This is a genomic window from Pseudomonas sp. K2I15, assembly GCF_002204795.1.
Lineage (GTDB): Bacteria > Pseudomonadota > Gammaproteobacteria > Pseudomonadales > Pseudomonadaceae > Aquipseudomonas.
In genome coordinates, this window is record NZ_NIXO01000018.1 from 49,304 (window position 1) to 73,147 (window position 23,844).

Annotated in this window: 16 protein-coding genes; 9 read left to right on the plus strand and 7 right to left on the minus strand. The window is 59.0% G+C overall.

The window, feature by feature from the left end; genetic code table 11:
* From CEC48_RS13305 to CEC48_RS13335, 7 genes are all read right to left on the minus strand, one after another.
* Entirely contained in the window at positions 1–4,791 is a 4,791-nt protein-coding gene (locus CEC48_RS13305) for an RHS repeat-associated core domain-containing protein (protein ID WP_088424171.1), read from the minus strand.
* A gap of 61 nt (positions 4,792–4,852) precedes the next feature.
* Positions 4,853–5,851, minus strand: coding sequence for a hypothetical protein (locus tag CEC48_RS31060; RefSeq protein WP_141099674.1), 999 nt, complete (start codon positions 5,849–5,851; stop codon positions 4,853–4,855).
* 203 nt (positions 5,852–6,054) lie between these two features.
* Entirely contained in the window at positions 6,055–6,504 is a 450-nt protein-coding gene (moaE, locus tag CEC48_RS13315) for a molybdopterin synthase catalytic subunit MoaE (protein WP_088424173.1), read from the minus strand.
* 2 nt (positions 6,505–6,506) lie between these two features.
* The gene (moaD, locus tag CEC48_RS13320; protein ID WP_076015690.1) at positions 6,507–6,749 is read right to left on the minus strand and encodes a molybdopterin converting factor subunit 1; all 243 of its coding nucleotides are present in this window, start codon (positions 6,747–6,749) and stop codon (positions 6,507–6,509) included.
* On the minus strand, positions 6,746–7,219 hold the full coding sequence (moaC, locus tag CEC48_RS13325) for a cyclic pyranopterin monophosphate synthase MoaC (RefSeq protein WP_088424174.1): 474 nt from the start codon (positions 7,217–7,219) through the stop codon (positions 6,746–6,748). Before moaC ends, moaD begins: the two co-directional genes overlap by 4 nt.
* A 152-nt stretch (positions 7,220–7,371) precedes the next feature.
* Positions 7,372–8,766: a PhoH family protein gene (locus CEC48_RS13330; protein ID WP_088424175.1), complete on the minus strand. Its 1,395-nt coding sequence runs from the start codon at positions 8,764–8,766 to the stop codon at positions 7,372–7,374.
* A gap of 350 nt (positions 8,767–9,116) precedes the next feature.
* The gene (locus CEC48_RS13335) at positions 9,117–10,241 is read right to left on the minus strand and encodes a polysaccharide deacetylase family protein (RefSeq protein ID WP_088424176.1); all 1,125 of its coding nucleotides are present in this window, start codon (positions 10,239–10,241) and stop codon (positions 9,117–9,119) included.
* 756 nt (positions 10,242–10,997) lie between these two features.
* Between CEC48_RS13335 and yaaA the strand changes: the two genes are divergently transcribed.
* From yaaA to CEC48_RS13385, 9 genes are all read left to right on the plus strand, one after another.
* On the plus strand, positions 10,998–11,777 hold the full coding sequence (yaaA, locus tag CEC48_RS13340; protein WP_088424177.1) for a peroxide stress protein YaaA: 780 nt from the start codon (positions 10,998–11,000) through the stop codon (positions 11,775–11,777).
* Between the two features lie 821 nt (positions 11,778–12,598).
* A complete protein-coding gene (locus tag CEC48_RS13345; RefSeq protein ID WP_088424178.1) occupies positions 12,599–13,915 on the plus strand; it encodes a nucleotide sugar dehydrogenase in 1,317 nt (438 codons plus the stop codon).
* Positions 13,916–13,999: 84 nt separating this feature from the next.
* Positions 14,000–15,481 carry a mannuronan synthase gene (gene alg8 / locus CEC48_RS13350; protein WP_176438713.1) on the plus strand — a complete coding sequence of 494 codons (1,482 nt, stop codon included), beginning with the start codon at positions 14,000–14,002 and terminating at the stop codon, positions 15,479–15,481.
* Positions 15,482–15,529: 48 nt separating this feature from the next.
* Positions 15,530–16,699 carry an alginate biosynthesis protein Alg44 gene (locus CEC48_RS13360; protein ID WP_088424180.1) on the plus strand — a complete coding sequence of 390 codons (1,170 nt, stop codon included), beginning with the start codon at positions 15,530–15,532 and terminating at the stop codon, positions 16,697–16,699.
* Between the two features lie 2 nt (positions 16,700–16,701).
* Positions 16,702–18,093 carry an alginate biosynthesis TPR repeat lipoprotein AlgK gene (gene algK, locus CEC48_RS13365; RefSeq protein ID WP_088424181.1) on the plus strand — a complete coding sequence of 464 codons (1,392 nt, stop codon included), beginning with the start codon at positions 16,702–16,704 and terminating at the stop codon, positions 18,091–18,093.
* Positions 18,090–19,577 carry an alginate export family protein gene (locus CEC48_RS13370; protein ID WP_088424182.1) on the plus strand — a complete coding sequence of 496 codons (1,488 nt, stop codon included), beginning with the start codon at positions 18,090–18,092 and terminating at the stop codon, positions 19,575–19,577. Before algK ends, CEC48_RS13370 begins: the two co-directional genes overlap by 4 nt.
* Positions 19,577–21,169 (plus strand): mannuronan 5-epimerase AlgG, encoded by a 1,593-nt coding sequence (gene algG / locus CEC48_RS13375; protein WP_088424183.1) that lies wholly within the window; start codon positions 19,577–19,579, stop codon positions 21,167–21,169. The genes CEC48_RS13370 and algG overlap by 1 nt, the downstream gene beginning before the upstream one ends.
* An 11-nt stretch (positions 21,170–21,180) precedes the next feature.
* Positions 21,181–22,629, plus strand: coding sequence for an alginate O-acetyltransferase (locus CEC48_RS13380; protein ID WP_088424212.1), 1,449 nt, complete (start codon positions 21,181–21,183; stop codon positions 22,627–22,629).
* 8 nt (positions 22,630–22,637) lie between these two features.
* Positions 22,638–23,747: a mannuronate-specific alginate lyase gene (locus CEC48_RS13385; RefSeq protein ID WP_088424184.1), complete on the plus strand. Its 1,110-nt coding sequence runs from the start codon at positions 22,638–22,640 to the stop codon at positions 23,745–23,747.
* Positions 23,748–23,844: the final 97 nt, after the last annotated feature.

Below are 23,844 nucleotides of genomic sequence, written 5' to 3' on the forward strand. Positions count from 1 at the left end.
TCAGGCCGAACTCCATTCCGTCAGGATGGGTTGGCGAATACGCATGACTTCATCCCGAAAGGCCTGATGAAAGCTGGCACTGCTGCCTGGCATATCGATAAAACGGTAGGCCAGGGGTTGTCCCTGGGGTTGGGCCGAGACGATTCCTTGCTCATCGTCCGGCTCAATGGGAGCATTGGATTGCAGGCTTTTAACCCGGCCGTCAGCTGAACGGTAAGAGTTGAGCACACGCAAGCCAAAACGAAATGCACCATAACTCTGGCTAAAGGTGGTGACTCCAGACTTGTCCGTGAATTTGTACGACAAGCCAACGATCTGCTTGCCTGCCGCCAGCAGGCCGGCACCTAAGGGCTTGTCAAAAAAACTCGCAGTTTTGGCAACCTTCTCGAGCGTCGCGGCTTTCTGCGCCGCGCTATACGCCAGGCTGGCAGAGGCGTAGGCACCACCGAAACTGGCCACCCAACCCGCCACGGCGAACCCGGCAGACGCCCACCCCAGGTTGTTGATGTGATGCGAGCGATCCCAGCCTTTCTGCTTGTCCACCGCCTCGATGCCCAACGCAGCAAGTCCCAGCGTGCCACCGATCACGCCGGCTACTGAGGCCGCCACCAACGCCGATTTCGCGACAATGGCCATGGTGGCCGCGCTCGCCGCGATTGCCCCCAACAATCCCACGGCGCCAAATCCCAGGGTGACCACCGTCAAGCCCAGTGCAACCCCGGTGAGCGTCCACCGGGCCCACGTCGGGAGACTGAAGTAACCACTGGGGTCCACACGGTTGATCGGGTCGCCAACGCAGTAGGCGTAGCTATTGACCCCGCCTTCATCAAAGGGGCTCAACGGATCGGGAGAGAGGAATATCATCAGTTCGGGGTCATAGGCGCGTCGCCCGTTACCCAAGTGATAGAGGTTGACCGGCACATCCAGGCGCTCACCGTTGAAGGCCGGCAGTTGCAGGTCTGCCAGGGCCCGGACCTTGCCGTCATTGAGGTCGATCCTGGCGTTACCGTAGGGCGCGTATTGGCGACGAATCAGGTCCTGGCCAGGCACCAGCGTTCCGCGAACACTGCCCGACGCATCGTGGGCCAGCATTTGCAGGCCTTCCACGCCGCCCATTCGGACCAGCACCGGGTCCTCGGCACGCAGGTAGCGTATTTTTTTGGCCCCCTGTACCAGGGTGTCCAGGCGATCCCCCGCATAGGCCAGCATCACGGGTGCCTCGGCACCCCGGGAGGCGAGCACTTGCCGTGCCTCGGCGTCGTATTCATAGGTGTATTTGAACGTATCGGTTTGCACGCTGGCCAGTTGATCAAAGTGGTTGAAGCCGAAGGTGCGCCCCGGAACGCCCCGCAGCAAATTACCCGCGGCGTCATAGGTCAGGTGCAGGTCCCGTGCAGGGTTTGTGTGAGTGACACGAGTCAGCCGAGTGGGGTCGTCACCCTGGAAGAAACGCGCGCTGGTATCAAGGCTGCCATCGGCAAAGCTCGTCGTCACAGCCGTCAGGTTATCGAGGGCGTCATAACTGAAGGCTTGCGCCTTGATGCCACGACCCTGTGAATCCTGCGGGTATTCAGTCCCCTCACACTGGTAGGTGGTCAGCCTTGAGTAGCCGTCGTAATTAAACGTCTCGCCGGTCAGCACGGCATTATTTTCGCCCCTCACCACGCGGGTCGCCAACAAGCCGTCACTGTCATACGTGCTGGCGACGCTCTGCAGGAGCCCGCCTCCGAGTTCAAGACGGCGCACGCTTTCCAGCCCCCACTCGTCATAGGTCACCGACTCGATGAGTTGCCACAACCGATAGGTGGTGACCAGCGCATGGGGGCGGCCCAGGCTGTCATAGGTCTGGGTTACGCCCAGAGCACCCGTGACGATCAGGGAAAACCGCCCGAGCGAGTCATAGGTCAATACACTGTTCTGCCCGTCAGCTGCGACGTGTTTCAACAGCCGCCCGCCCGGTGAATAACTGTAGCGTCCGGTCAAGGTGGCGCTGGCGCTGGTCTGGACTTCCTCCTCAAGGTAGCCATTGCTGTCGTAGTGCATCTGATGTTTGAGGCTGGAAACCTGCGAATGCCGCATGGCCCCACTGATCAGGTCATGCTGGAAATCAGCCTGCGGATGGCCTGGAGTCTGGATGCTCGTCAACACATCCAGCTCCGGATCATAACGCTGGGTCTGGCGATCGCCCCGAGGGGAAATCTCCACGGTGGGGTACAACTGGTCGGCCTTGTATTCCCAGCCAGTGGCCGCAGCGTTGCCGCGTGCCTGGGAGGTCACGCGACCGAGGCTGTCGTAGCTGCACGTGCCGACACACTTGCCGTTGACAGAGATACCGCTGGCCATCTGCTCACTGGTGCCGGGCATATACTCCGTCAACCGATCCCGGGCCGGCGTTCCGTCGGATGGAGTCTCCAGGGTCGAGACCACGCGGTCGAAAGCATCATAGGTGTATTGAGTACGGGTTTTTCTCGCGTCCACCAACGCTGTACAACGGCCCAAGCCGTCGTAGGTGCGGGTTTCCACCTCGCGGTGCACTCCTTTGCTGCTCAAGCGCTCCACCCGCACCGGCTGGTTGTGGGCGTTGAACCAGGTTTGCAGGCGTACTCCGCCTTCAGTACCGGTGACCCTGAGGTTCTGCAACGGGTCATAGTCGTCGAGCAGAACCTGACCATCCGGCTGGACCACACGACTGGCGTTGCCCCATTTGTTGTAGCCATGGACGGTTGTCAATGAACGCGGGCCGTCGCTCAGATAATCGACTCGAGTCTGTTCCACGATCTGCCCCAAGGCGTCGTAACGCCAGGTGCCCAGCAGCCGTTCTTGCAGCGGGCTTCCTTGAAGACACTGCATAGCAGACACCTGCCGGCCAAGCCCGTCGAAATAGGTCGCAACCTTGTTGCCATTGGCATCAGTGGTCACCAGATGGGCGAGCTTGTCGGCAACCGCAAAATGATAGTCATAACGGCGCTCGGCCTTTTGTGGTTTGCCCGGTGCTGCCGTTTCAGTCATCAGCCTGCCACTGACATCGAACGTCATGGCCAACACGCTGCTCGCATCCCGGGTCATGGAGAGGATGCGCCGGTTAGTGAGTGACAGCGCGCGCGCCGAGGTCAGCCGTTGGCCGGCCTCACGCCCTTCAAGGCGACGTGTTTCGGTCAGGGTGTCAGCGCTGACGCTGTAGCTGAAATCTGTGGTCTGCGCGAGCCGGTCGAGGGTGGTGGTCGAAGCTTTCAACCGCCCGTGCAAGGCCGGATTACTCACTTGATCATAATAGGCGTGCTGGGTAAACGCCGCTCCCGCCCGACTGGTCGCGAGCTGCAGCACAAAGTAGCCACCATTCGCCGTCGACAGCCGCGTATGGGTGTGTTCGGTAATCCTGGGGGCAACCGTGGTGTTGGCGGGTACCAGTCGTTCCTGCTTCAGGTAACGCTGAAAGAAGTCATGAGGGTCGGCGGGGCATTTATCGCCATCACCGGCAATCGGGTAATAGCTGTACTCAGTGCGCACCCCGGTAGATTCGGTACGGCTCAACTCATTGCCGTAGTCATCGGTCTGGATAACTTGCACCTCCTCCCGGCCCTGGCCACCGGCGACCAGCTCAAACCGCTTGGTCACCTCCCGCGGCAATTGCAGGTTGGCAGGTTGGTCCGGGAACAGTTTGCCTGCGAGCACATTGTAGGCAATGGTGGTGGTCACCCGCGTTCCTTCTCGGCGGACCTGCTCTTCGGTCATCAGGTGAAACTTGTTAAAGGTGTCACGCGTGGTGCTCAGCACGGCATCTTTGTTGGCGATGTCGATGCTGGTTTCTTCCGTCCAGTAGTCGTAGTCGCCGGCGACCAGATATAGGTTGTCTTCGCCTTCGCGAAAACCGCCGCCAAACGGAAAACCCGTGAAGTTGCACCCAGTGCTGTAGCTGTACGTTTTAGCCATCGAGGGCTGGCTGGCGCCCGGCGTTTGCCGCCAGCCCACCACCCGGGGGATGTACTGACCGTTTGCATATTGATGGCCATTTTCTTCATAGCTGATCAGGTCGTTGCCACCCATGGGCGACTTCACTTCACTGATGGCTATCAAGCCATTGCGGAACGGTCGGGTGTAGATGAATTCATAGGCCGCAGTACCCGGCGGCTGCGTGCGGTCGTAAGGGGCAGTGACACTGGTCAACTGGTTGTTGGTATTGGCATGGGTGAATCGCGTGCGGGCATGACGCCCGCCTTCTACACGGGTATCGGCCATGGCCAGCACGCCGTCGATGTAGGTCAATAGCAACAGTTCCTCGCCGTTGTGATCGAGAATCCGTTCCAGGGGGCCGCCACCAGGGTAGCGAAAGCTCAAACGCTCACCATTTTCAAACTGGATGGCGTTGATCTTGTAAGGCCCGGAACTGCTGGGGCGACCCAGTATTTCAACGGTGCCATCCTTGTAGATCACATGCAGCGTCGACTCTGCGACACGCTGGACCACCACGTCCTTGAGCTTGTGATCCTTGATAACCAGGGTGCGCCCTACGGAGGGGAGGCTCTGGGTTTGAAATTGCTCGCCTGTGATCAAGGTCAGTCTTGAAGTGGCAACATCGAACTCGGTATTGCTCAGGCGCCATCCAGCACCATAGTTGCCCGACGCCTGGGTATTCATCATGGAAAACGTGAGCACGATTTCCCGACTGACTTCCAGCGGCCCCTGCGGGTAAAGCGTGGCCAGTCGAATCAGACAGCCGTATTGGCCGGTGCGAACATCGACTGAACCACTCAGGTGGGTGTTGAAGTTAAACGCGTTGGAGTAGACATTCACGGTGGCAGCCCTTATTCAGGAAGAACGCTATCGCGTCACTGGATAGAAAAAAGCGTCACCGCTAGCTCCTCAATTCCAACAGATTTCTATTGCTGGCCCAGTCCACGTAAAATACGTGTTCGCACCCGTAGTTATCCCATAAACGCCATGCACTCTTTAGTTCACTGTTCGGCGTGTCAACCTGCCCCGTGTACCGAAGAGCCCGCATTATGGTAGGCCGACGATTAAACTCTATATATGGATTATCCCCGGGAGGGCGCTGAACGTCACTCATACGCAATAGCAAACCGAGCGTATCTTTCCCCCAAATAACTCCCCCTTTTCTGCGCACCCCCCTATTCCCTGTATCCCATATAAAGGATGTCTGGAAATGCATACCTTCGTGATTCACTGGCGCTGGGCGGTCCAACCCAAAGTTCTCAACGAAACGCAAACCATTCGGTGGCGTCCAGTAATACACATCTACATCAACATCCCTGGTATCAATTTTTCCATCGAAGGCATCTGTATCATGGTACACGGTCAAGTCCGCCGCGCTCAAACGATATGGACGAGTAGGCTCAATATGCACATAGCTATTAAAAGACACCGTACCGAAAGTCCCATTGGTTGTATAAACCTTCCCTCCAACGACGATACGCCCCATAAAACGCTGGACCTCGATGGGAATATCCGAATTGACACGCATGTAGCGTGCTATCTCTTCGATGGGCGTGATTCCCGGTACAGGGATGATAGTTCCTGGCGGTTCGCTACCCTCTTCTCCTTCAACACCTGAACGTCTAAGCCCGGCGTCATATTTATTTTTCTGGCGATCACAATACCAGCCTGAGGGCAGCGGTTGAGCCGGTACGCCATAACCGGTAATCGTTGCACTTTCAACTTCAGTGGGGGTTAACGGTGTACTGCGCCAATTACCGTTTTCATCTTCCACTTCCTTGACAATCAAAAGATTCACCCTGCACTGATGACGCCCATTGGTATAAAGCGCATTGGTTAGCGTCTGTCGACCTGGAAGTTCAATCTCAAATAGTTTTAATTGCACATCACCCGCAGACACGGCGACCTCCTCGAGAGTTTTGCGTAAGTACTCTTCGCAAAATGCTCTCCACTAAATTAGTTAACACCCTTTGACTGACTGATAGTTAATACCTAAAAAAAACCCCCGCCTACTGTCATAATTGACAGTAGGCGGGGGTTTTACAGAGCAAAACGAAATTAAACCAGGCGTGGTTATTCCCGCTACTTGGCGCTAATCAAAAACTAAGTCCAGCGCTGCGCCGCCTGATGATCGCTGTCCCGGCCCTCCACCCAGCGTGGCCCTTCACTGGTGTTTTCTTTCTTCCAGAACGGCGCCCGCGTTTTCAGGTAGTCCATCACAAAAGCGCAGGCATCAAACGCCGCCTGGCGATGGGCACTGGCCGCCGCCACGAACACGATCGGTTCACCCGGCTCAAGGGCGCCGATGCGGTGCAGCACTTCCAGCTTGAGCAGCGGCCAGCGTTGTTCAGCCTCCACGGCAATTTTACCGAGGGCTTTTTCAGTCATGCCCGGATAGTGCTCAAGGAACATCCCCGCCACATCCAGGCCATCGTTGAAATCACGCACATAGCCGACAAAACTCACCACCGCGCCCACGCCCACATTGGCGGCATGCATCGCGTTGACTTCAGCACCCGGATCAAACGCCTCGGCCTGCACCCGAATCGCCATGGTCAGCCTCCGGTCACGGGCGGGAAAAACGCCACTTCGTCGCCGTCAACCAGCGGCTCGTCCAGCGAACACAACTCTTCGTTGCGCGCGCACATCAAGCCGGTTTCGTTGAGCACTTCAAAGCCGGGATCGCCCGCCAATGCCTGGCGCACGGCTTCGATCGTGGCGAATTCGCCTTCAACTTCCAGCGAGTCCAGGTCCACCGCTTCGCGGTAGCGGGCAAAAAACAGTACGGTGATGCTCATACCTGGTCCGCCTTGAAATGCCCGCTCTTGCCGCCGAGTTTCTCCAGCAGCCGAATATTTTCGATAGTCATGCCGCGGTCCACGGCCTTGCACATGTCGTAGATCGTCAGGGCTGCCACGCTGGCCGCCGTCAACGCTTCCATCTCCACGCCGGTCTGGCCGGAGAGTTTGCAGCGGGCGAGGATGTGCACGGCGTCGACGCCATCGGCACTGAGTTCCACCTTGACCCCGGTGAGCATCAGCGGGTGGCACAGGGGAATCAGGTCGCTGGTTTTTTTCGCGGCCTGGATCCCGGCGATGCGGGCTACGGCAAACACGTCGCCCTTGGGATGGGCGCCGTCGACAATCATTTTCAGGGTCTCGGGCAACATGCGCACCCGCGCTTCGGCCACGGCTTCACGGAACGTCACGGCTTTTTCAGTGACGTCGACCATATGGGCGCGACCTTGGGAATCGAGATGAGTCAGCACAGGGATACTCCTGATCAGGAGCACCGATTGTAAACCCAACGCAGATCAAATGTGGGAGCGGGCTTGCTCGCGAAGGCGGTGTGTCAGCCAATACATCCGGCGACTGACACTTTGATTTCGCGAGCAAGCCCGCTCCCACATGGGTTAGTGGGTTACAGGTGAGATTCGGCGTATTCGGCCAGAATCGAGCGAGGGACACCTTGCAGGGCGATGTGCACGCCGTTCGGGAAGTCCTTGAAGCGTTCTGTCAGGTAAGTCAGCCCGGAGCTGGTCGCGGACAAGTAAGGGGTGTCGATCTGTGCCAGGTTGCCCAGGCACACCACTTTGGAACCGGCGCCGGCACGGGTGATGATGGTTTTCATCTGGTGCGGCGTAAGGTTCTGGCATTCATCGATCAAAATCAGGCTTTGCTGGAAGCTGCGACCCCGTATGTAGTTGAGGGATTTGAACTGCAACGGCACTTTGCTGAGGATGTAGTCGACGCTGCCATGGGTGTTTTCGTCATCCATGTGCAAGGCTTCGAGGTTGTCGGTGATCGCCCCCAGCCACGGCTCCATTTTTTCCGCTTCGGTGCCGGGCAGGAAGCCAATCTCCTGGTCCAGGCCCTGCACGCTGCGGGTGGCGATGATGCGGCGATAGCGTTTGGTAACCATGGTCTGTTCGATGGCGGCCGCCAGGGCGAGGATGGTTTTCCCCGAGCCTGCGGCGCCGGTCAGGTTGACCAGGTGAATATCTGGGTCAAGCAAGGCATACAGCGCCAGGCTCTGGTAAATATCACGCGGTTTCAGGCCCCAGGCTTCCTGGTGCAACAGGGGTTCCTGATGCAGGTCGAGGATCAGCAGCTTGTCGACCTGGATCTCTTTGATCCAGCCCACAAAGCCCTGTTCGTCGATGATGAATTCGTTGATGTGCACAGCCGGCAGGTTGTCGATCAGCTGTACCTGGTGCCAGGTGCGGCCATGGTCCTGACGGGTTTCGACCTTGCTGACGCGATCCCAGAACGAGCCGGTCATGGTGTGATAACCACGGGACAGCATCGACACGTCGTCGACAAGCTGGTCGGTACTGTAGTCCTCGGCAGCGATCCCACACGCTCGTGCCTTGAGGCGCATATTGATGTCTTTGGTTACCAGCACCAGGCGCAGGTCCTTGTCGCGCGCGTGCAGGTCGATCAATTGGTTGATGATTTTGTTGTCGTTCAGATTTTCCGGCAGCAGGCTGTTGGGCTCGCTGCGCTTGTTCATCAGAATCGACAGCAAGCCCTTGGGCCCGCTTTTGCCACGCTGGATCGGTACGCCCACCTCGACATCGTCGGGGGAGGCTTCGCCGAGGGTCTTGTCGATCAGGCGGATGGCCTGGCGGCATTCGGCTGCAACGCTGTGGTGCCCGCTTTTGAGTTTGTCGAGTTCCTCAAGCACGATCATCGGGATAGCGACGTGGTGTTCTTCGAAGTTAAGCAGTGCGTTTGGATCGTGAATCAGTACGTTGGTATCAAGCACATAAAGGATTGGCTGGTCGGAAGAAGGGTTACGTCCATGATCATCCATACTCGGTCACCTTTGTGGGAGCCAGTCGACGCAATACCACGACAGTGCTGCGCCTCGATTCGACCGTCGAACGCACTTGAGGGGCGTCAAGTGCGGTGCACACAAGAGGTGTCTTGGAAGACGCCACCTGTGTTGCAGGTTTCGGCTGTCTGTCTTCGTAATACCGCAAAACACATGACAGGAAAAAGCACTTTGACGCTTTTTTGAAGTTTATTTTTCAGGATGACGAATAGCACTAGGCGAGTCGGCATTGCACCGTTAAAGTCGGAAGTCCGCCTGTATCGAAATATCTCCCAAATTCCCCCCGAAAAAACCTCAGCCCCAACAGGGCCGGGCTCTTCGTGCTTTTTTCAGCGAAACGCTTCGCGGCAATCCTGCCAGCCGAGTCCACTTTCTGCCGTGGCGTGTAAAAGCCAGGGGAGTGCGATGCGCGCCTTGTCCTGGGTGTCGTGGAATACGATCACCCCTCGCCGCCACAGCAGCATCAGCGTGAGCACGCGGTTGGCCGACTCATCGGCCTTGAGCTTGCCGGCTTCGTCTTCTGAATCGATGTCCCACAATGCCACTTGCAGCCCTTGGGACTGGAAGAAGCCCTGGCTGTCGGAACGGCGCTGGCCGTAGGGTGGGCGGAACAGCGGCAGATAGTTTTCCGGCATCAGGTTTTGGGCCAGGGAGGCGCTGCGGGTGATGGACGACTGCCAGTCGACCCAGTGGCTATGTGAGCGGTACTGCCAGCCCTGGATACCGACACACTGGCCCTGATACAGCGCCTGTACATCGGTAGCCGAACTTTTCTCGACACGGGTTTGCAGGCTGTTGCCGAGCACGAAGAAGACGCTGTGTATTTTCTGTTTGCGCAGGTAGTCGGTGAGCCAGTCGGTGTTGCCGCTGACGGGGGATGGGCCGCTGTCGAAGGTGATCAGGAACATCCGGTCGTTGAGTTCGTCGCCGTTGCGTTCGTGGTCGCCGAAGCGGGCGATTTCGCTACTGATCTGAGGGAACAGGGCGGCTTTGCGCAGTTGTTCGTCGAGGTAGCGTTCGTGGAAGATGCTGCTTGGGCCGGCCCAGCCTATATAGAAGGAGCTGTCGCTGACCTGGAACTTGGCGGCTTGTTCGCGCAGGTCGTCCATGTTTTCCACCAGGTAGCAGAAGGAAGCGTCCTGTTCGCAGCTTTGTTGGGCGAAGGTGTAGTTTTCCAATAGCCGTTGCCACAGTTGGCGGCGCAGGTCGTCTATGGAGGCTTGGTTGATGATTTTCAGGCCCAGGCGCTGTTTCAGGGCGGGCTCGTCGAGGGCTTCGCTGGCCAGCAGGGTGTGGGCGAACATCAGGATTTCTGCGCGTGAGGCGACGTCGAACAGGGCGGGGCTGCTGAGGCGTTCGGGCCAGGTGCCGCGGTCCAGGGTGGCGACGTCCACGGGGGCGGCTTGGGCGCCCAGGCAGATGAGCCAGGCTGACAGTAAAAGCGCAATTCGCACGAAGGGTCTCCCTTTCCAGAGTCGTCGGGCACTATAGCCGATCGCGTGGGGGCGCTATTGGTTGGTGTGTATATCCGTTATTTAGGTAACGGCCGCTATTGGTTCCGCTCTTACAGCGGCTCACTTTTGAAAAGCGCAAAAGTAAGCAAAACGCTCTTGCCCCACCACTCGGCACCTCGCTTAGGCTCGGTGTGCCCTCAGCTCCGGTATTACTACGCGGGCCGCCGCGACGGGGCGTCCCTGCCCCGTCGCGGCTAAACCGGCGTCCTGCCGGTTTACCCGCTCCGTACTACCTGCGTTCGGCCAGCGTGGCTAACGGGGCGCCTAAGATCAAGATCAAAAGCAACAGCACAGCGGCCTACCGGCCGGCTTGAGTGTGGTGAAGCAAAATCAAAAGCTAAAGCGGGCACGGCCAGCTCCCACAGAAAAGCAGAGCTGCTTCAGCTTCAGATTTGGCTTTCACACTGGCCTTTATCTTGGTTTCTACCACTGGAGTCGGCTTTCAGGCAGAGCAAAGGCCAAGGCGAACTCGGTCTCAATGTGGGAGCGGGCAAAGACCTTTTGGTTACTTTTGGCTGGGCCGGCATTCCGGGCGTTTGCCAAAAGTGACCCCGCTGGAAGAGCGGAACCATAAGAAGCCGTTACCGCAGCAACGGATATACACACCAACGACCGAACAGCTATCTATCACCATCATAGGTGGAGTCAAACCGCCCTACCCCCTAGAATCCCCCCACGATTAAAGGAGACGACTTCATGCTGACGGTGATTTCCCCCGCCAAAACCCTCGATTTCGAGTCAAAGCCGGTCACCCCGCGCTTCACCCAGCCGCAATACCTCGACCACTCCCAGGAGCTGATCGAAAAATTGCGTGAACTGACCCCGGCGCAAATCAGCGAACTGATGCACGTCTCCGACAAAATCGGCGGCCTCAACGCCGCACGCTTCGGCAGCTGGACCCCAGCCTTCACCCAGGCCAACGCCAAACAAGCCCTGCTGGCATTCAAAGGCGACGTCTACACCGGCCTCAACGCCGAAACATTCAAGGACGCCGACTTCACCTACGCCCAGGACCACCTGCGCATGCTCTCCGGCCTGTACGGCCTGCTGCGCCCCCTGGACCTGATGATGCCGTACCGCCTCGAGATGGGCACCAAACTGCCCAACGCCCGAGGCAAAGACCTGTACGCCTTCTGGGGCACCCGCATCAGCGAGTGGCTCAACGAAGCCCTGGCCGAACAAGGCGATGACGTGCTGCTCAACCTGGCGTCCAACGAGTACTTCTCGGCGATCAAGCGCCCGGCCCTGAACGCGCGGATCATCAACACCGAGTTCAAGGACCTGAAAAACGGCCAGTACAAGATCATCAGCTTCTACGCCAAAAAGGCCCGGGGCATGATGAGTCGCTTCGTGATTGAAGAGCGCATCAACGACCCGGCCAGGCTCAAGGAGTTTGACGTGCACGGTTATCGCTTCAATGCAGAGCAGTCAAAGCCCGATAACCTGGTGTTTTTGCGCGACCACGCACCGGAATAAGTCTGTACCCAAACACGCATCCCCTGTGGTGAGGGGCCTTGCTCCCTCACCCTGAAAGCCTCTCCCCACCCTCGCTCGCCCGCCAAAAACGTCATTTGTTTGGCGTCAAAAATAATTCTTCAGATTTCCTAACATTTATTTCACTCGACATTTCCGAGTTTTTTTCGTAGTGGCACCTCTTTTTTCAAACAGTAGTGGCACAAAACTATTTAATTCTCTCAACTCCCCGCAACTACTGGCCCAAGTAGCCAGTGCTATCACTGTAGTACTAGTGCCATCTTTCCTAATATTTCAAGAAATTTCCGGAAACAGGATGAGTGGACAGGAACTATGTCCCAAAGCACCGCTCATACCACCGGTAACGATTATCTCTGCAGATGTAAGAGATGACTTACATGGCGACCAACGGAAGTAGCAAAGTTGTCATATGACTTTGACTCAATGGTCAACTCATCAACTGATTAGTTGAAGGCGGACGAAAAGGTTTCACAACTTTCTCCGAAAAGGCCAAGGCTGAGCTCACCTGTATGGGTCAGTGAGACAACCCAAGCCGTTGATATTTAAGGGCTCAAAGCCCCTGTCGACGCCTTGCGGCACTGGCGCCAGGCCCTTCCCCAGGAAGGCTGGCTGCATTTCAGGGCAAGCCCCAACAATAAGGCCAAGTTGCGCACAACTTGAGTGCATTAGTTAGTCACTCGACTTTTAGTATGCCTGCACAGGATATATCGACGTTTATTCGTCGCACTTTCCAGTGCCTGAGTGACGCTTCAAAACATGAACTCCGGCCATCTAGTGGCACGATTAACAATGAGGTAATTGCGATGCGCATCAGCATATTTGGTCTAGGTTACGTCGGCGCAGTATGTGCCGGTTGCCTGTCTGCACGGGGCCATGAGGTCGTTGGCGTAGACATCTCCAAGGAAAAGATCGACCTGATCAACGCAGGGCTTTCCCCCATCGTTGAACCGGGTCTGGGCGAGCTGTTAAGCCAGGGCATTCAAACCGGCAAACTGCGCGGCACCACCAATTTCGCCGAAGCTATCCGTGATACCGACCTGTCGATGATTTGCGTCGGCACGCCGAGCAAGAAAAACGGCGACCTGGAACTCAACTACATCGAATCGGTGTGCCGCGAGATCGGTTTTGTCCTGCGTGACAAGACCACCCGCCACACCATCGTGGTCCGCAGCACCGTGCTGCCGGGCACCGTGGCGAATGTGGTAATCCCGATTCTCGAAGACTGCTCGGGCAAGAAAGCCGGCGTCGACTTCGGCGTCGCGGTGAACCCTGAGTTCCTGCGTGAAAGCACCGCCATCGCCGACTACGATCTGCCACCGATGACCGTCATCGGTGAATTCGACAAAGCCTCCGGCGATGTCCTGCAGTCGCTGTACGAAGAACTCGACGCGCCGATCATCCGCAAGGACATCGCCGTCGCCGAGATGATCAAGTACACCTGCAACGTCTGGCATGCGACCAAAGTGACCTTCGCCAACGAGATCGGCAACATCGCAAAAGCGGTGGGTGTCGACGGTCGCGAAGTGATGGAAGTGGTCTGCCAGGACAAGACCCTCAACCTGTCCCAGTACTACATGCGCCCAGGCTTCGCCTTCGGCGGCTCCTGCCTGCCCAAGGACGTGCGTGCCCTGACTTACCGCGCCAGCTCCCTGGACGTGGATGCGCCGTTGCTCAACTCGCTGATGCGCAGCAACGAGTCCCAGGTGCAAAACGCTTTTGACATCGTCTCCAGCCATGACAAACGCAAAGTCGCCCTGCTGGGCCTGAGCTTCAAGGCCGGCACCGATGACCTGCGCGAAAGCCCGCTGGTTGAATTGGCAGAGATGCTGATCGGCAAGGGTTTCGACCTGAGCATCTACGACAGCAACGTCGAATACGCTCGAGTGCACGGCGCGAACAAGGAATACATCGAAGGCAAGATCCCTCACGTGTCGTCCCTGCTCAACTCGGACTTCGACGAAGTGATCAACAACTCCGACGTGATCATCCTGGGCAACCGCGATGAGAAGTTCCGTGCCCTGGCGCATAACGCACCCCACGGCAAGCAAGTGGTCGACCTGGTGGGCTTCATGTCCAAGGCCACCAGCGTGACCGGTCGTACCGAAGGCATTTGCTGGTAACAGCAACGGCAAGTTTCAAGCTGCAAGCGTCCTGATCCCCAGCGCTTGCAGCTTGAAGCCTCCTTCACCTGCGGAATGACGCCTATGTCCAAGTTAAAACACGTACTCCTCCAATCCGCCGGCTGGCTGTTTTTCCTGAGCCTGCTGATGGGTCTCGCCCTGCTGTTGCCGGCGAGTACGTTCGACTCCGAGTCGAAGAATTTTATTTTCCTGATTGGCGCCGTCGGTATCTGGCGCTACTCGATGGGTGCTACGCATTTCTTTCGCGGCATGCTGTTCCTGTACGTGGTCTACCCGCACCTGCGGCGCAAAGTGCGCAAGCTGGGCAAGGCGGCAGACCCGTCCCACGTATTCCTGATGGTCACAAGCTTCAGAATCGACGCGCTGACCACCGCCCAGGTCTACAGCTCGGTGATTCGCGAGGCCATCGAATGTGGCTTCCCTACCACCGTGGTGTGCTCGCTGGTGGAAATGTCCGATGAGCTGCTGGTCAAGAGCCTGTGGGCCAAGATGAACCCACCTGACCACGTCAAGCTGGACTTCGTGCGCATCGCCGGTACCGGCAAACGTGACGGCCTGGCCTTCGGTTTTCGCGCCATCTCCCGCCACCTGCCGGACAACCGCGCCGTGGTGGCCGTGATCGATGGCGACACCGTGCTCGCCGAGGGCGTCGTGCGCAAGACCGTGCCGTGGTTCCAACTGTTCGGCAATGTCGGCGGCCTGACCACCAATGAGTTCTGCGAAGTGCGCGGCGGCTACATCATGAGCGAGTGGCACAAGCTGCGCTTCGCCCAGCGCCACATCAACATGTGCTCCATGGCTTTGTCCAAACGCGTGCTGACCATGACCGGTCGCATGTCGGTGTTCCGCGCCAACGTAGTCACCGACCCGGGCTTTATCGCCGACGTGGAAAGCGACTCGCTGCAACACTGGCGCCTGGGCCGCTTCAAGTTTTTGACCGGTGATGACAAGTCCAGCTGGTTCAGCCTGATGCGCCTGGGTTACGACACCTTCTACGTGCCGGATGCCGCGATCCACACCGTGGAACACCCGCCGGAAAAGAGCTTCATCAAGGCTAGCCGCAAGCTGATGTTCCGTTGGTACGGCAACAACCTGCGCCAGAACTCACGGGCCTTGGGCCTGGGTATGCGTCGGCTGGGCCTGTTCACCAGCATCGTGCTGTTCGACCAGCGCGTGTCGATGTGGACCTCCCTGCTGGGGCTGACCGTGGCGATCATCGCCACCTTCAAATACGGCGGCGCGTTCATCCTCGCCTACCTGCTGTGGATCGGCATCACCCGCCTGGTCCTGACCCTGCTGCTGTCGTGCTCCGGTCACCGGATCGGCCCGGCTTACCCGGTGATTCTCTATTACAACCAGATCATGGGCGCGCTGGTGAAGATCTACGTGTTCTTCCGCCTTGATCAACAGTCCTGGACACGCCAGGACACCAAACTGACCCGCGATTTGGCCAGCTTTCAACGTTGGTTCAACACCTGGTCGTCTCGGACCATGACCTTCTCCGCCGGCAGCATTTTCGTTGCCGTGTTGCTGATGATGGTTTGACCCTGCCAAGCCTGAATTAACTAGGAACTACACCTGATGAATAGCCCAATGAATTCTCCAGTAAACGCCAACGTTGTCCACGAGTCCGAAGCCCAGCGCCAACACGCCCGGGTAAAAATCCCGGCCAAGCTACGCTTTTTCGGCGCCGACCACACGCCGATGGAAGTACGCGTCATCGACCTGTCCGCAGGCGGCCTGGCGTTCAACGCCCCGCAACAGCCGCTGAAAGTCGGCGACGTGCACAAGGGTCGCTTGCAGTTCGTGATCGATAACCTGGGCCTGGCGATGGACGTCGAGCTGCAGATTCGCTCCTACGACCGCCAGACCGGCCGCACCGGTTGCCAGTTCCAGAACCTCGACGCTCAAGACATCTCCACCCTGCGCCACCTGATCACCTCGCACTTGTCCGGCGACATCGTGACCATGGGCGACGTGCTGGCAACCCTGCAACGCGACAACTTCACCAAGGCGCGCAAGGTCAAGGACGGCGGCAGCAACATGAGCGCCATAGGCCGCCTGCGGGCTGTCACCTTCAGCCTGGCGATCTTCCTGGTGGGCCTGGCGGCATTCGGCTTCGTCGTCAAATCGGTGTACGGCATGTACTTCGTCAGCCACGCCACCTCCGGCCTGGTGAGCGTGCCCGGGATGAACGTGACCATGCCTCGCGATGGCACCGTGCAGAGCCTGATCAAAGGCGATGCGGTAGCCGCCAAGGGCGCGCCACTGGCGACGTTCAGCACCAGCATGCTCGATGTGCTCAAGGGCCATCTGGACGAAGACCAGTTGCAACCGGCCAAGGTTGAAGAGCTGTTCGGCAAGCAAATGACCGGCACCCTCACCTCCCCGTGCGACTGCGTCGTGGCCCAGCAATTGGTCGCCGACGGTCAGTACGCAAGCAAGGGCGACGTGATCTTCCAACTGGTGCCACGCGGCAGCCAGGCCAACGTTGATGCCCGCTTCTCCTATCGCCAGTTTGCCGACGTTCGCCCGGGTACCCGTGTGAACTTCCAGGTGGCGGATGAAGAGCAGGTGCGCACCGGCACCATCGTCAGCAGCACCAGCCTCAACAGCACCGAAATGTCCTCCGACATCCGTGTGCAGATCAAACCCGACGCCCCGCTGGACAGCACCTACGCCGGTCGCCCGGTTGAAGTGACCAGCGACCGTGGCCCATCCCTGAACTGGCTGATCGACAAAGCCATGGCTGCAGGTCTTTAACCATGAGCGCCCTTCGATCCCTGCCGGTTCCATTGGCGCTGGCCATCGCCCTCGCCGGTTGCGCCGGCCTGCCCGACCAACGCCTGGCCAACGAAGCCTTGAAGCGTGGCGACACGGTCACCGCGCAGCAGAACTACCAGCAACTGGCAGACCTGGGCTACAGCGAGGCCCAGGTGGGCCTGGCGGATATCCAGGTCGGCACCCGCGACCCCGAGCAAATCAAGCAGGCCGAAGCGACGTATCGCGCGGCCGCTGATACCTCACCCCGCGCCCAGGCGCGCTTGGGCCGCTTGCTGGTGGCCAAGCCGGGCGCCACTGAGGCCGAGCACCACGAAGCCGAAGGCCTGCTGAAAAAAGCCTTTGCCAATGGCGAAGGCAACACCCTGATCCCGCTGGCGATGCTGTACCTGCAATACCCGCACAGTTTCCCGAACATCAACGCCCAGCAGCAAATCAGCAAATGGCGCGCCTCGGGTTACCCGGAGGCGGGCCTGGCCCAGGTGCTGCTGTACCGCACCCAGGACACCTACGACCAGCATCTGGATGAAGTGGAAAGCATCTGCAAGGCCGCGCTGAACACCACCGATATTTGCTATGTCGAGTTGGCCACGGTCTACCAGAAAAAAGCCCAGCCAGAAAAACAGGCCGAGCTGCTCAAACAGATGGAAGCAGGCTACAGCCGTGGCACCGTCACCGCCCAACGGGTCGACAGCGTCGCTCGCGTACTGGGTGATGCAACCCTGGGCAAGACCGACGAAAAAACCGCGCAAGCCCTGCTGGAAAAAATCGCCCCTGGCTACCCGGCGTCCTGGGTCAGCCTGGCGCAACTGCTCTACGACTTCCCGGAACTGGGCGACGTCGACCAGATGATGAAGTACCTCGACAACGGCCGCGCCGCCGACCAGCCCCGCGCCGAACTGTTGCTGGGCAAGCTCTACTACGAAGGCAAGTGGGTCCCGGCGGATGCCCAGGCCGCCGAAGCGCATTTCCAGAAAGCCGTCGGCCGCGAAGTGGCTGCCGATTACTACCTCGGCCAGATCTACCGCCGTGGCTACCTGGGCAAGGTCTATTCGCAAAAGGCCCTGGACCATCTGCTGACCGCTGCACGCAACGGCCAGAACAGCGCCGACTTCGCGATCGCCCAACTGTTTTCCCAAGGCAAGGGCACCAAGCCCGACCCGCTTAACGCCTATGTCTTCAGCCAGTTGGCCAAGGCCCAGGACACGCCGGAAGCCAACGACCTGGCGACCCAGCTCGAAGCCCCGCTGACGCCAGAACAACGCGCCGAGGGCCAACGCCTGGTGCAACAGGAACTGGCCGTGCGCGGCACCCTGGCCCAAAGCACGCTGCAATTGCACGCCCTGCAAGAAGAAGACGGCGAGGAATCCCTATGAAGCTCAATCCATTCGTCAAGGCCGGCATCGGCCTGACCTTCGCCCTGCTGTGGTCGTGCCCGACCCTGGCCGCGCTGACCGAAGCCAAGAACTTCGGCCTGGAAGTCAAAGTTACCGGCCAGTCCGAAGATGACCGCGACCTGGGCACCCAAAAAGGCGGCGACGTCAACGGCATCGGCCTTGACCTGCGCCCATGGATCTACGGCGAGAGCGGCAACTGGAGCGCCTACGCCATGGGCCAGGCCGTGACCTCCAGCGACATCATCGAGACCGACACCCTGCAACAGTCCTCGGATGACGCCACCCAACAGACCAGCAATGACGACCGCAAGAGTAAGAAAAACTACTTGGCGATGCGCGAGTTCTGGGTTGCCTACGGCGGCTTCACGCCCTACCCCGGCGAGATCCTAAAGCTCGGTCGCCAACGCCTGCGCAATGACGACGGCCAATGGCGCGACACCAATATCGAAGCGCTGAACTGGACCTTCGACACCACCTTGCTCAAGGCCAATGTCGGCGTCGCCGAGCGTTTCAGCGAATACCGCACCGACCTCAAGGAACTGTCGCCCAAGGACAAGGACCGTCAGCACCTTTACGCCGACGCCGCCTATCAGTGGACGCCAGGCCAGTGGATCGGCCTGCGCGCTCACCACACCCATGACGACGGCAAGCTCGACTTCCCGGAACCGGGCGTGGCCACCGACTCGCTGGACAAACGCGAGAACGGCGACCTGACCTGGCTCGGCATCGAAGCCAACAGCGACGCCTACAACTGGCGCAATACCAACACCGTCAACTACTGGGCCAGCGTCACCGGCATGCAGGGCGACCGCGACACGGTCAACGCCTTGAACGCCGACGGCACCCGCCCCACCACTGCCAAGCGCAGCGATGACGTGAATGGCTGGGCCACCGACCTCGGTGTGCGCCTGCGCCTCGACCCGCAGTGGCAAGTGGGCGCCGCCTACTCCCGCGCGAGTGCCGAATACGAGCAGAACGGCCTGCAAAGCAACCGTTCGAACTGGACCGGCACCCAGTCCCGCGTCCACCGTTTCGGCGAAGCGTTTCGCGGCGAAATGAACAACATGCAGTCCATGAGCCTGTTCGGTTCCTGGCAGCTGCGCGAGGACTATGACGCAAGCCTTGTGTACCACAAGTTCTGGCGCGTCGACGGCAACAAGGCGGTCGGCAGCAACGGCATCGATGCCGTGCAGAACAACACCGACGACGTGACCGGCGCGATCCTGTCCAGCACTTCCCTGCCGCTTGAAGATGGCAAGAAAGACCTGGGCCAGGAGATGGACCTGGTGGTCACCAAGTACTTCAAGAAAGGCCTGCTGCCGGCCGGGCTCAGCCAGTCGATCGACGAACCGTCGGCCCTGGTGCGCTTCCGTGCAGGCGTGTTCAAACCGGGCGACGCCTATGGCAGCCAAGTCGACTCGTACATGCATCGCGCCTTTGTCGACGTGATCTGGAAGTTCTGATGGGAGCCTGCGCAATGAACCCTCAAGCCCTCAAAGGCTCGGTCAGCCTGCTGGTCGCAGCCATGCTGCTGGCCAGCACTTCGGCCTTCGCCGATGTCGCGCAGCAGGTCAAGGCGCCGACCATCGCCAAAGAGCTGCAACAGGCCAAGACCTACACCATCACCAGCCCGCCGACCGAGCCGCTGGAGATGGCCAAGCCCGCGCTGCCGGACGTGTCCGGCTACACCGCAGCGAATATCGCGAAGAAGATCGTGCGTACCAAACCCGGCAAAGTCAGCATCCGCCGGATGATGCAGGAAGACGCCCTGAAGGACTTCATCGGCGGCGACAACAAGATGGCTGAATGGGTGGTGCGCCAGCACGGCATTCCCCAGGCGATCTTTGTCGATGACGGCTACATGAACCTCAAGGACCTGCTGAAGAAAGTGCCCAAGCAGTACTTCAGCGAAACTTCGCCGGGTGTGTTCCTGGCCAAGTTGCCGATCGTGGTGGGCCGTAAAGGCATCCTCGAAATCGACAAGCAGACCCAAGAGTTGCGCCTGTCCCAGGAAGCCGGTTCGTTCCTGATCAACGACGGCCAACTGTTTGTGCGCGACACCAAAATTACCGGCTGGCGCGAGAAGACCAACGGCCCGGCGACCTTCCAGTCGCCCAATGAATTCCGTCCGTTCCTGCTGGCCTGGGGTGGCACCGAGACGTACATTGCCAACAGCAAGATGGCCAGCTTCGGCTACGCCAACAGTAAGTCTTATGGTGTGAGTATTTCCCAGTACACGCCGAACATGGCCAAGGTGCTCAAGCGCCCCGAGCCGACGGGCTGGATCGTCGACTCTGAGTTCTCGGACATGTGGTACGGCTTCTACTGCTACGAAACCACCGGCTTTGTGCTCAAGGGCAATACCTACAAAGACAACATCGTCTACGGCATTGACCCCCACGACCGTTCACATGGCCTGATCATCACCGACAACACCGTCTACGGCACGAAGAAGAAGCACGGCATCATCATTTCACGGGAAGTGAACGACAGCTTCATCTTCAATAACCGCAGCTTCGACAACAAGCTCTCGGGCCTGGTGATCGACCGTAACAGTGTCAACAACCTGATCGCCGACAACGAGATCTACCGCAACCACACCGACGGCATCACCCTCTATGAGAGCGGCGATAACCTGCTGTGGGGCAACAAGGTGATCAGCAACCGTCGCCACGGCATCCGCATACGTAACAGCGTGAACATTCGCCTGTACGAGAACGTCGCCATGGCCAACGGCCTGACCGGTGTGTACGGCCACATCAAGGATTTGACCGACACCGACCGCGACATCGCCCTCGACCCGTTCGACACCAAGGTCTCGCTGATCGTGGTCGGCGGTGAGCTGGCCGCCAACGGCAGCGGGCCGCTGTCCATCGACTCGCCCTTGAGCGTCGAGCTGTATCGCGTGTCGATGCTTGCGCCGACCAAATCCAGTGGCATCAGCTTCTCGGGCGTTCTCGGCGATCGCCAGGAAGAGATTCTCGACTTGCTGGTACGCCAGAAGAAAGCCGTGCTGATCGACCCTGTCGAACGCCAGACCGAAATGCAGGACTGAGGATGACCTTTATGCACCCACACATGATCAAACTGCTCAGCCTTTCGGGTTTGACCCTCGGCCTGCTCGCGGCCAGCCAGGGCGTGCGCGCCGACGAAGTGCAGGCGCCGAAATTCAGCGCCGAACCGTGCTGCAGCCTGTGCCCGGCCGCCCACGACGCGAAGAACTACACCACGCGCTACCAGCAAAACTTCACCACCCTGGTACAAGCCCAGGGCGACTGGTTGTTCCGGACCCAGGAAGACCTGCGCACCGAATTCGACACCAGCCCCGCCGGCTACAAACGCATGCAACAGTTGCACGATGCGTTCAAGAGCAAGGGCGTTGAACTGGTCGTGGTCTACCAACCGACCCGTGGTTTGGTGAATCGCAACAAGCTCAATCCTGAAGAGAAAGCCAAGTTCGATTTCGACAAGGCCCTGGGCAATTACAAGACCATGCTCGGGCGCTTCGCCAAGATGGGTTACGTAGTGCCGGACCTCTCGCCATTAACCAACGAGCAACTGCCGGATGAATTGCCGGCCCACGATTTCTACTTCCGTGGCGACCAACACTGGACGCCATACGGCGCCCAGCGCACCGCCAAAATCGTCGGCGCCAAAGTGCGCGCAATGCCTGAATTTGCCGATATTCCCAAGCGCGAATTCGAGACCAAGCGGTCCGGGCGCATGGGCAAGACCGGCACCCTGCACAACATGGCCGGGCAACTGTGCGGCACCAGCTACGCGATCCAGTACATGGACCAGTTCACCACCGAGCCCAAGGGCGAGGCGGCAGACGGCGACCTGTTCGGTGATTCCGGCAACCCGCAGATCACCCTCGTGGGCACCAGCCACAGCGGCAAGAACTACAACTTCGCCGGCTTCCTGGAACAGGAAATCGGTGCCGACATTCTCAACGTCGCCTTCCCCGGCGGTGGCCTGGAAGGCTCGATGATCCAGTACCTGGGCAGCGACGAATTCCAGAAGACCCCGCCGAAGATTTTGATTTGGGAATTCTCGCCGCTGTATCGCCTGGACCAGGAAACCATCTACCGCCAGATGATGTCGCTGCTCGACAACGGCTGTGAAGGCAAGACCGCCCAGATGAGTGCCAGCACCACGTTGAAACCCGGCAAGAACGAATTGCTGGTTAACAGTTCGAACAAAGACCTGCGCAATTCCAGCCACCAGGTCGACATCCGCTTCGCCGACCCTTCGGTGAAAACCCTGCAAGCCACCCTCTGGTACATGAACGGGCGCCACGAGGACATCAAGATCGACAAACCCGAAACATCCGATACAGACGGGCGTTTCGCCTTTGAACTGCGCACCGATGAAGACTGGGCCACGCAAAATCTGCTGGCCGTGGAAGTGCAGGGCCCTGAAGCGGGCGCTGCCGCGCAGAAAGTCGAAGCGAAAATTTGCACACGCAACGTATTCCCGGCGGGTGGTCAACAGACCGCTTCCGCCGGGCAATGAGGTTACTTATGCAGAAGCTATTGATTCCAACATTACTGGGGATGGCGATCTTCGCCGGCTCCGTTAACGCCGCCGCACCACTGCGTCCGCCCCAGGGTTACTTCGCACCGATTGAGGCGTTCAAGACCGGCGACTTCAAGAATGACTGCGACGCCATGCCGGCGCCCTACACCGGTTCGCTGCAATTTCGCAGCAAGTACGAAGGCTCGGACAAGGCGCGTTCTACCCTGAATGTGCAGTCCGAAAAAGCCTTTCGTGACAGCACCGCCGACATCACCAAGCTGGAAAAAGACACCAGCAAACGCGTGATGCAGTTCATGCGTGACGGTCGCCCGGAACAGCTGGAATGCACCCTGAACTGGCTCACCAGCTGGGCCAAGGCGGATGCGTTGATGTCCAAGGACTTCAACCACACCGGCAAGTCCATGCGCAAATGGGCGCTGGGCAGCATGGCTTCAGCCTATGTGCGCCTGAAGTTCTCCGACTCCCACCCGCTGGCCAACCACCAGCAAGAGTCGCAGTTGATTGAAGCCTGGTTCAGCAAAATGGCCGACCAGGTAGTGAGCGACTGGGACAACCTGCCGCTGGAAAAAACCAACAACCACTCCTACTGGGCCGCCTGGTCGGTGATGGCGACCTCCATCGCCACCAACCGTCGCGACCTGTTTGATTGGGCTGTGAAGGAATACAAGGTCGGTGCCAATCAGGTCGATGCCCAGGGCTTCCTGCCAAACGAATTGAAGCGCCAGCAACGGGCCTTGTCGTACCACAACTACGCCCTGCCGCCGCTGGCAATGATCGCCAGTTTTGCGCTGGTGAACGGCGTGGACCTGCGCCAGGAAAACAACGGTGCACTCAAACGCCTGGGTGACAACGTGCTGGCCGGGGTGAAAGACCCGGAAATCTTCGAGAAGAAGAACGGCAAAGAGCAAGACATGAAAGACCTCAAGGAGGACATGAAATTTGCCTGGCTCGAACCGTTCTGCACGCTCTACACCTGCGCGCCGGATGTGATCGAGCGCAAGCACGGGATGCAACCGTTCAAGACGTTCCGCCTCGGGGGTGACCTGACCAAGGTCTTCGACCCGGCGCACGAGAAAGGCAACAAAGGCTCCTGACGAAACGCAATTCAAATGTGGGAGCGGGCTTGCTCGCGAAGGCGGTGTAACAGTCGCCCTCTGTGTTGAATGACACACCGCATTCGCGAGCAAGCCC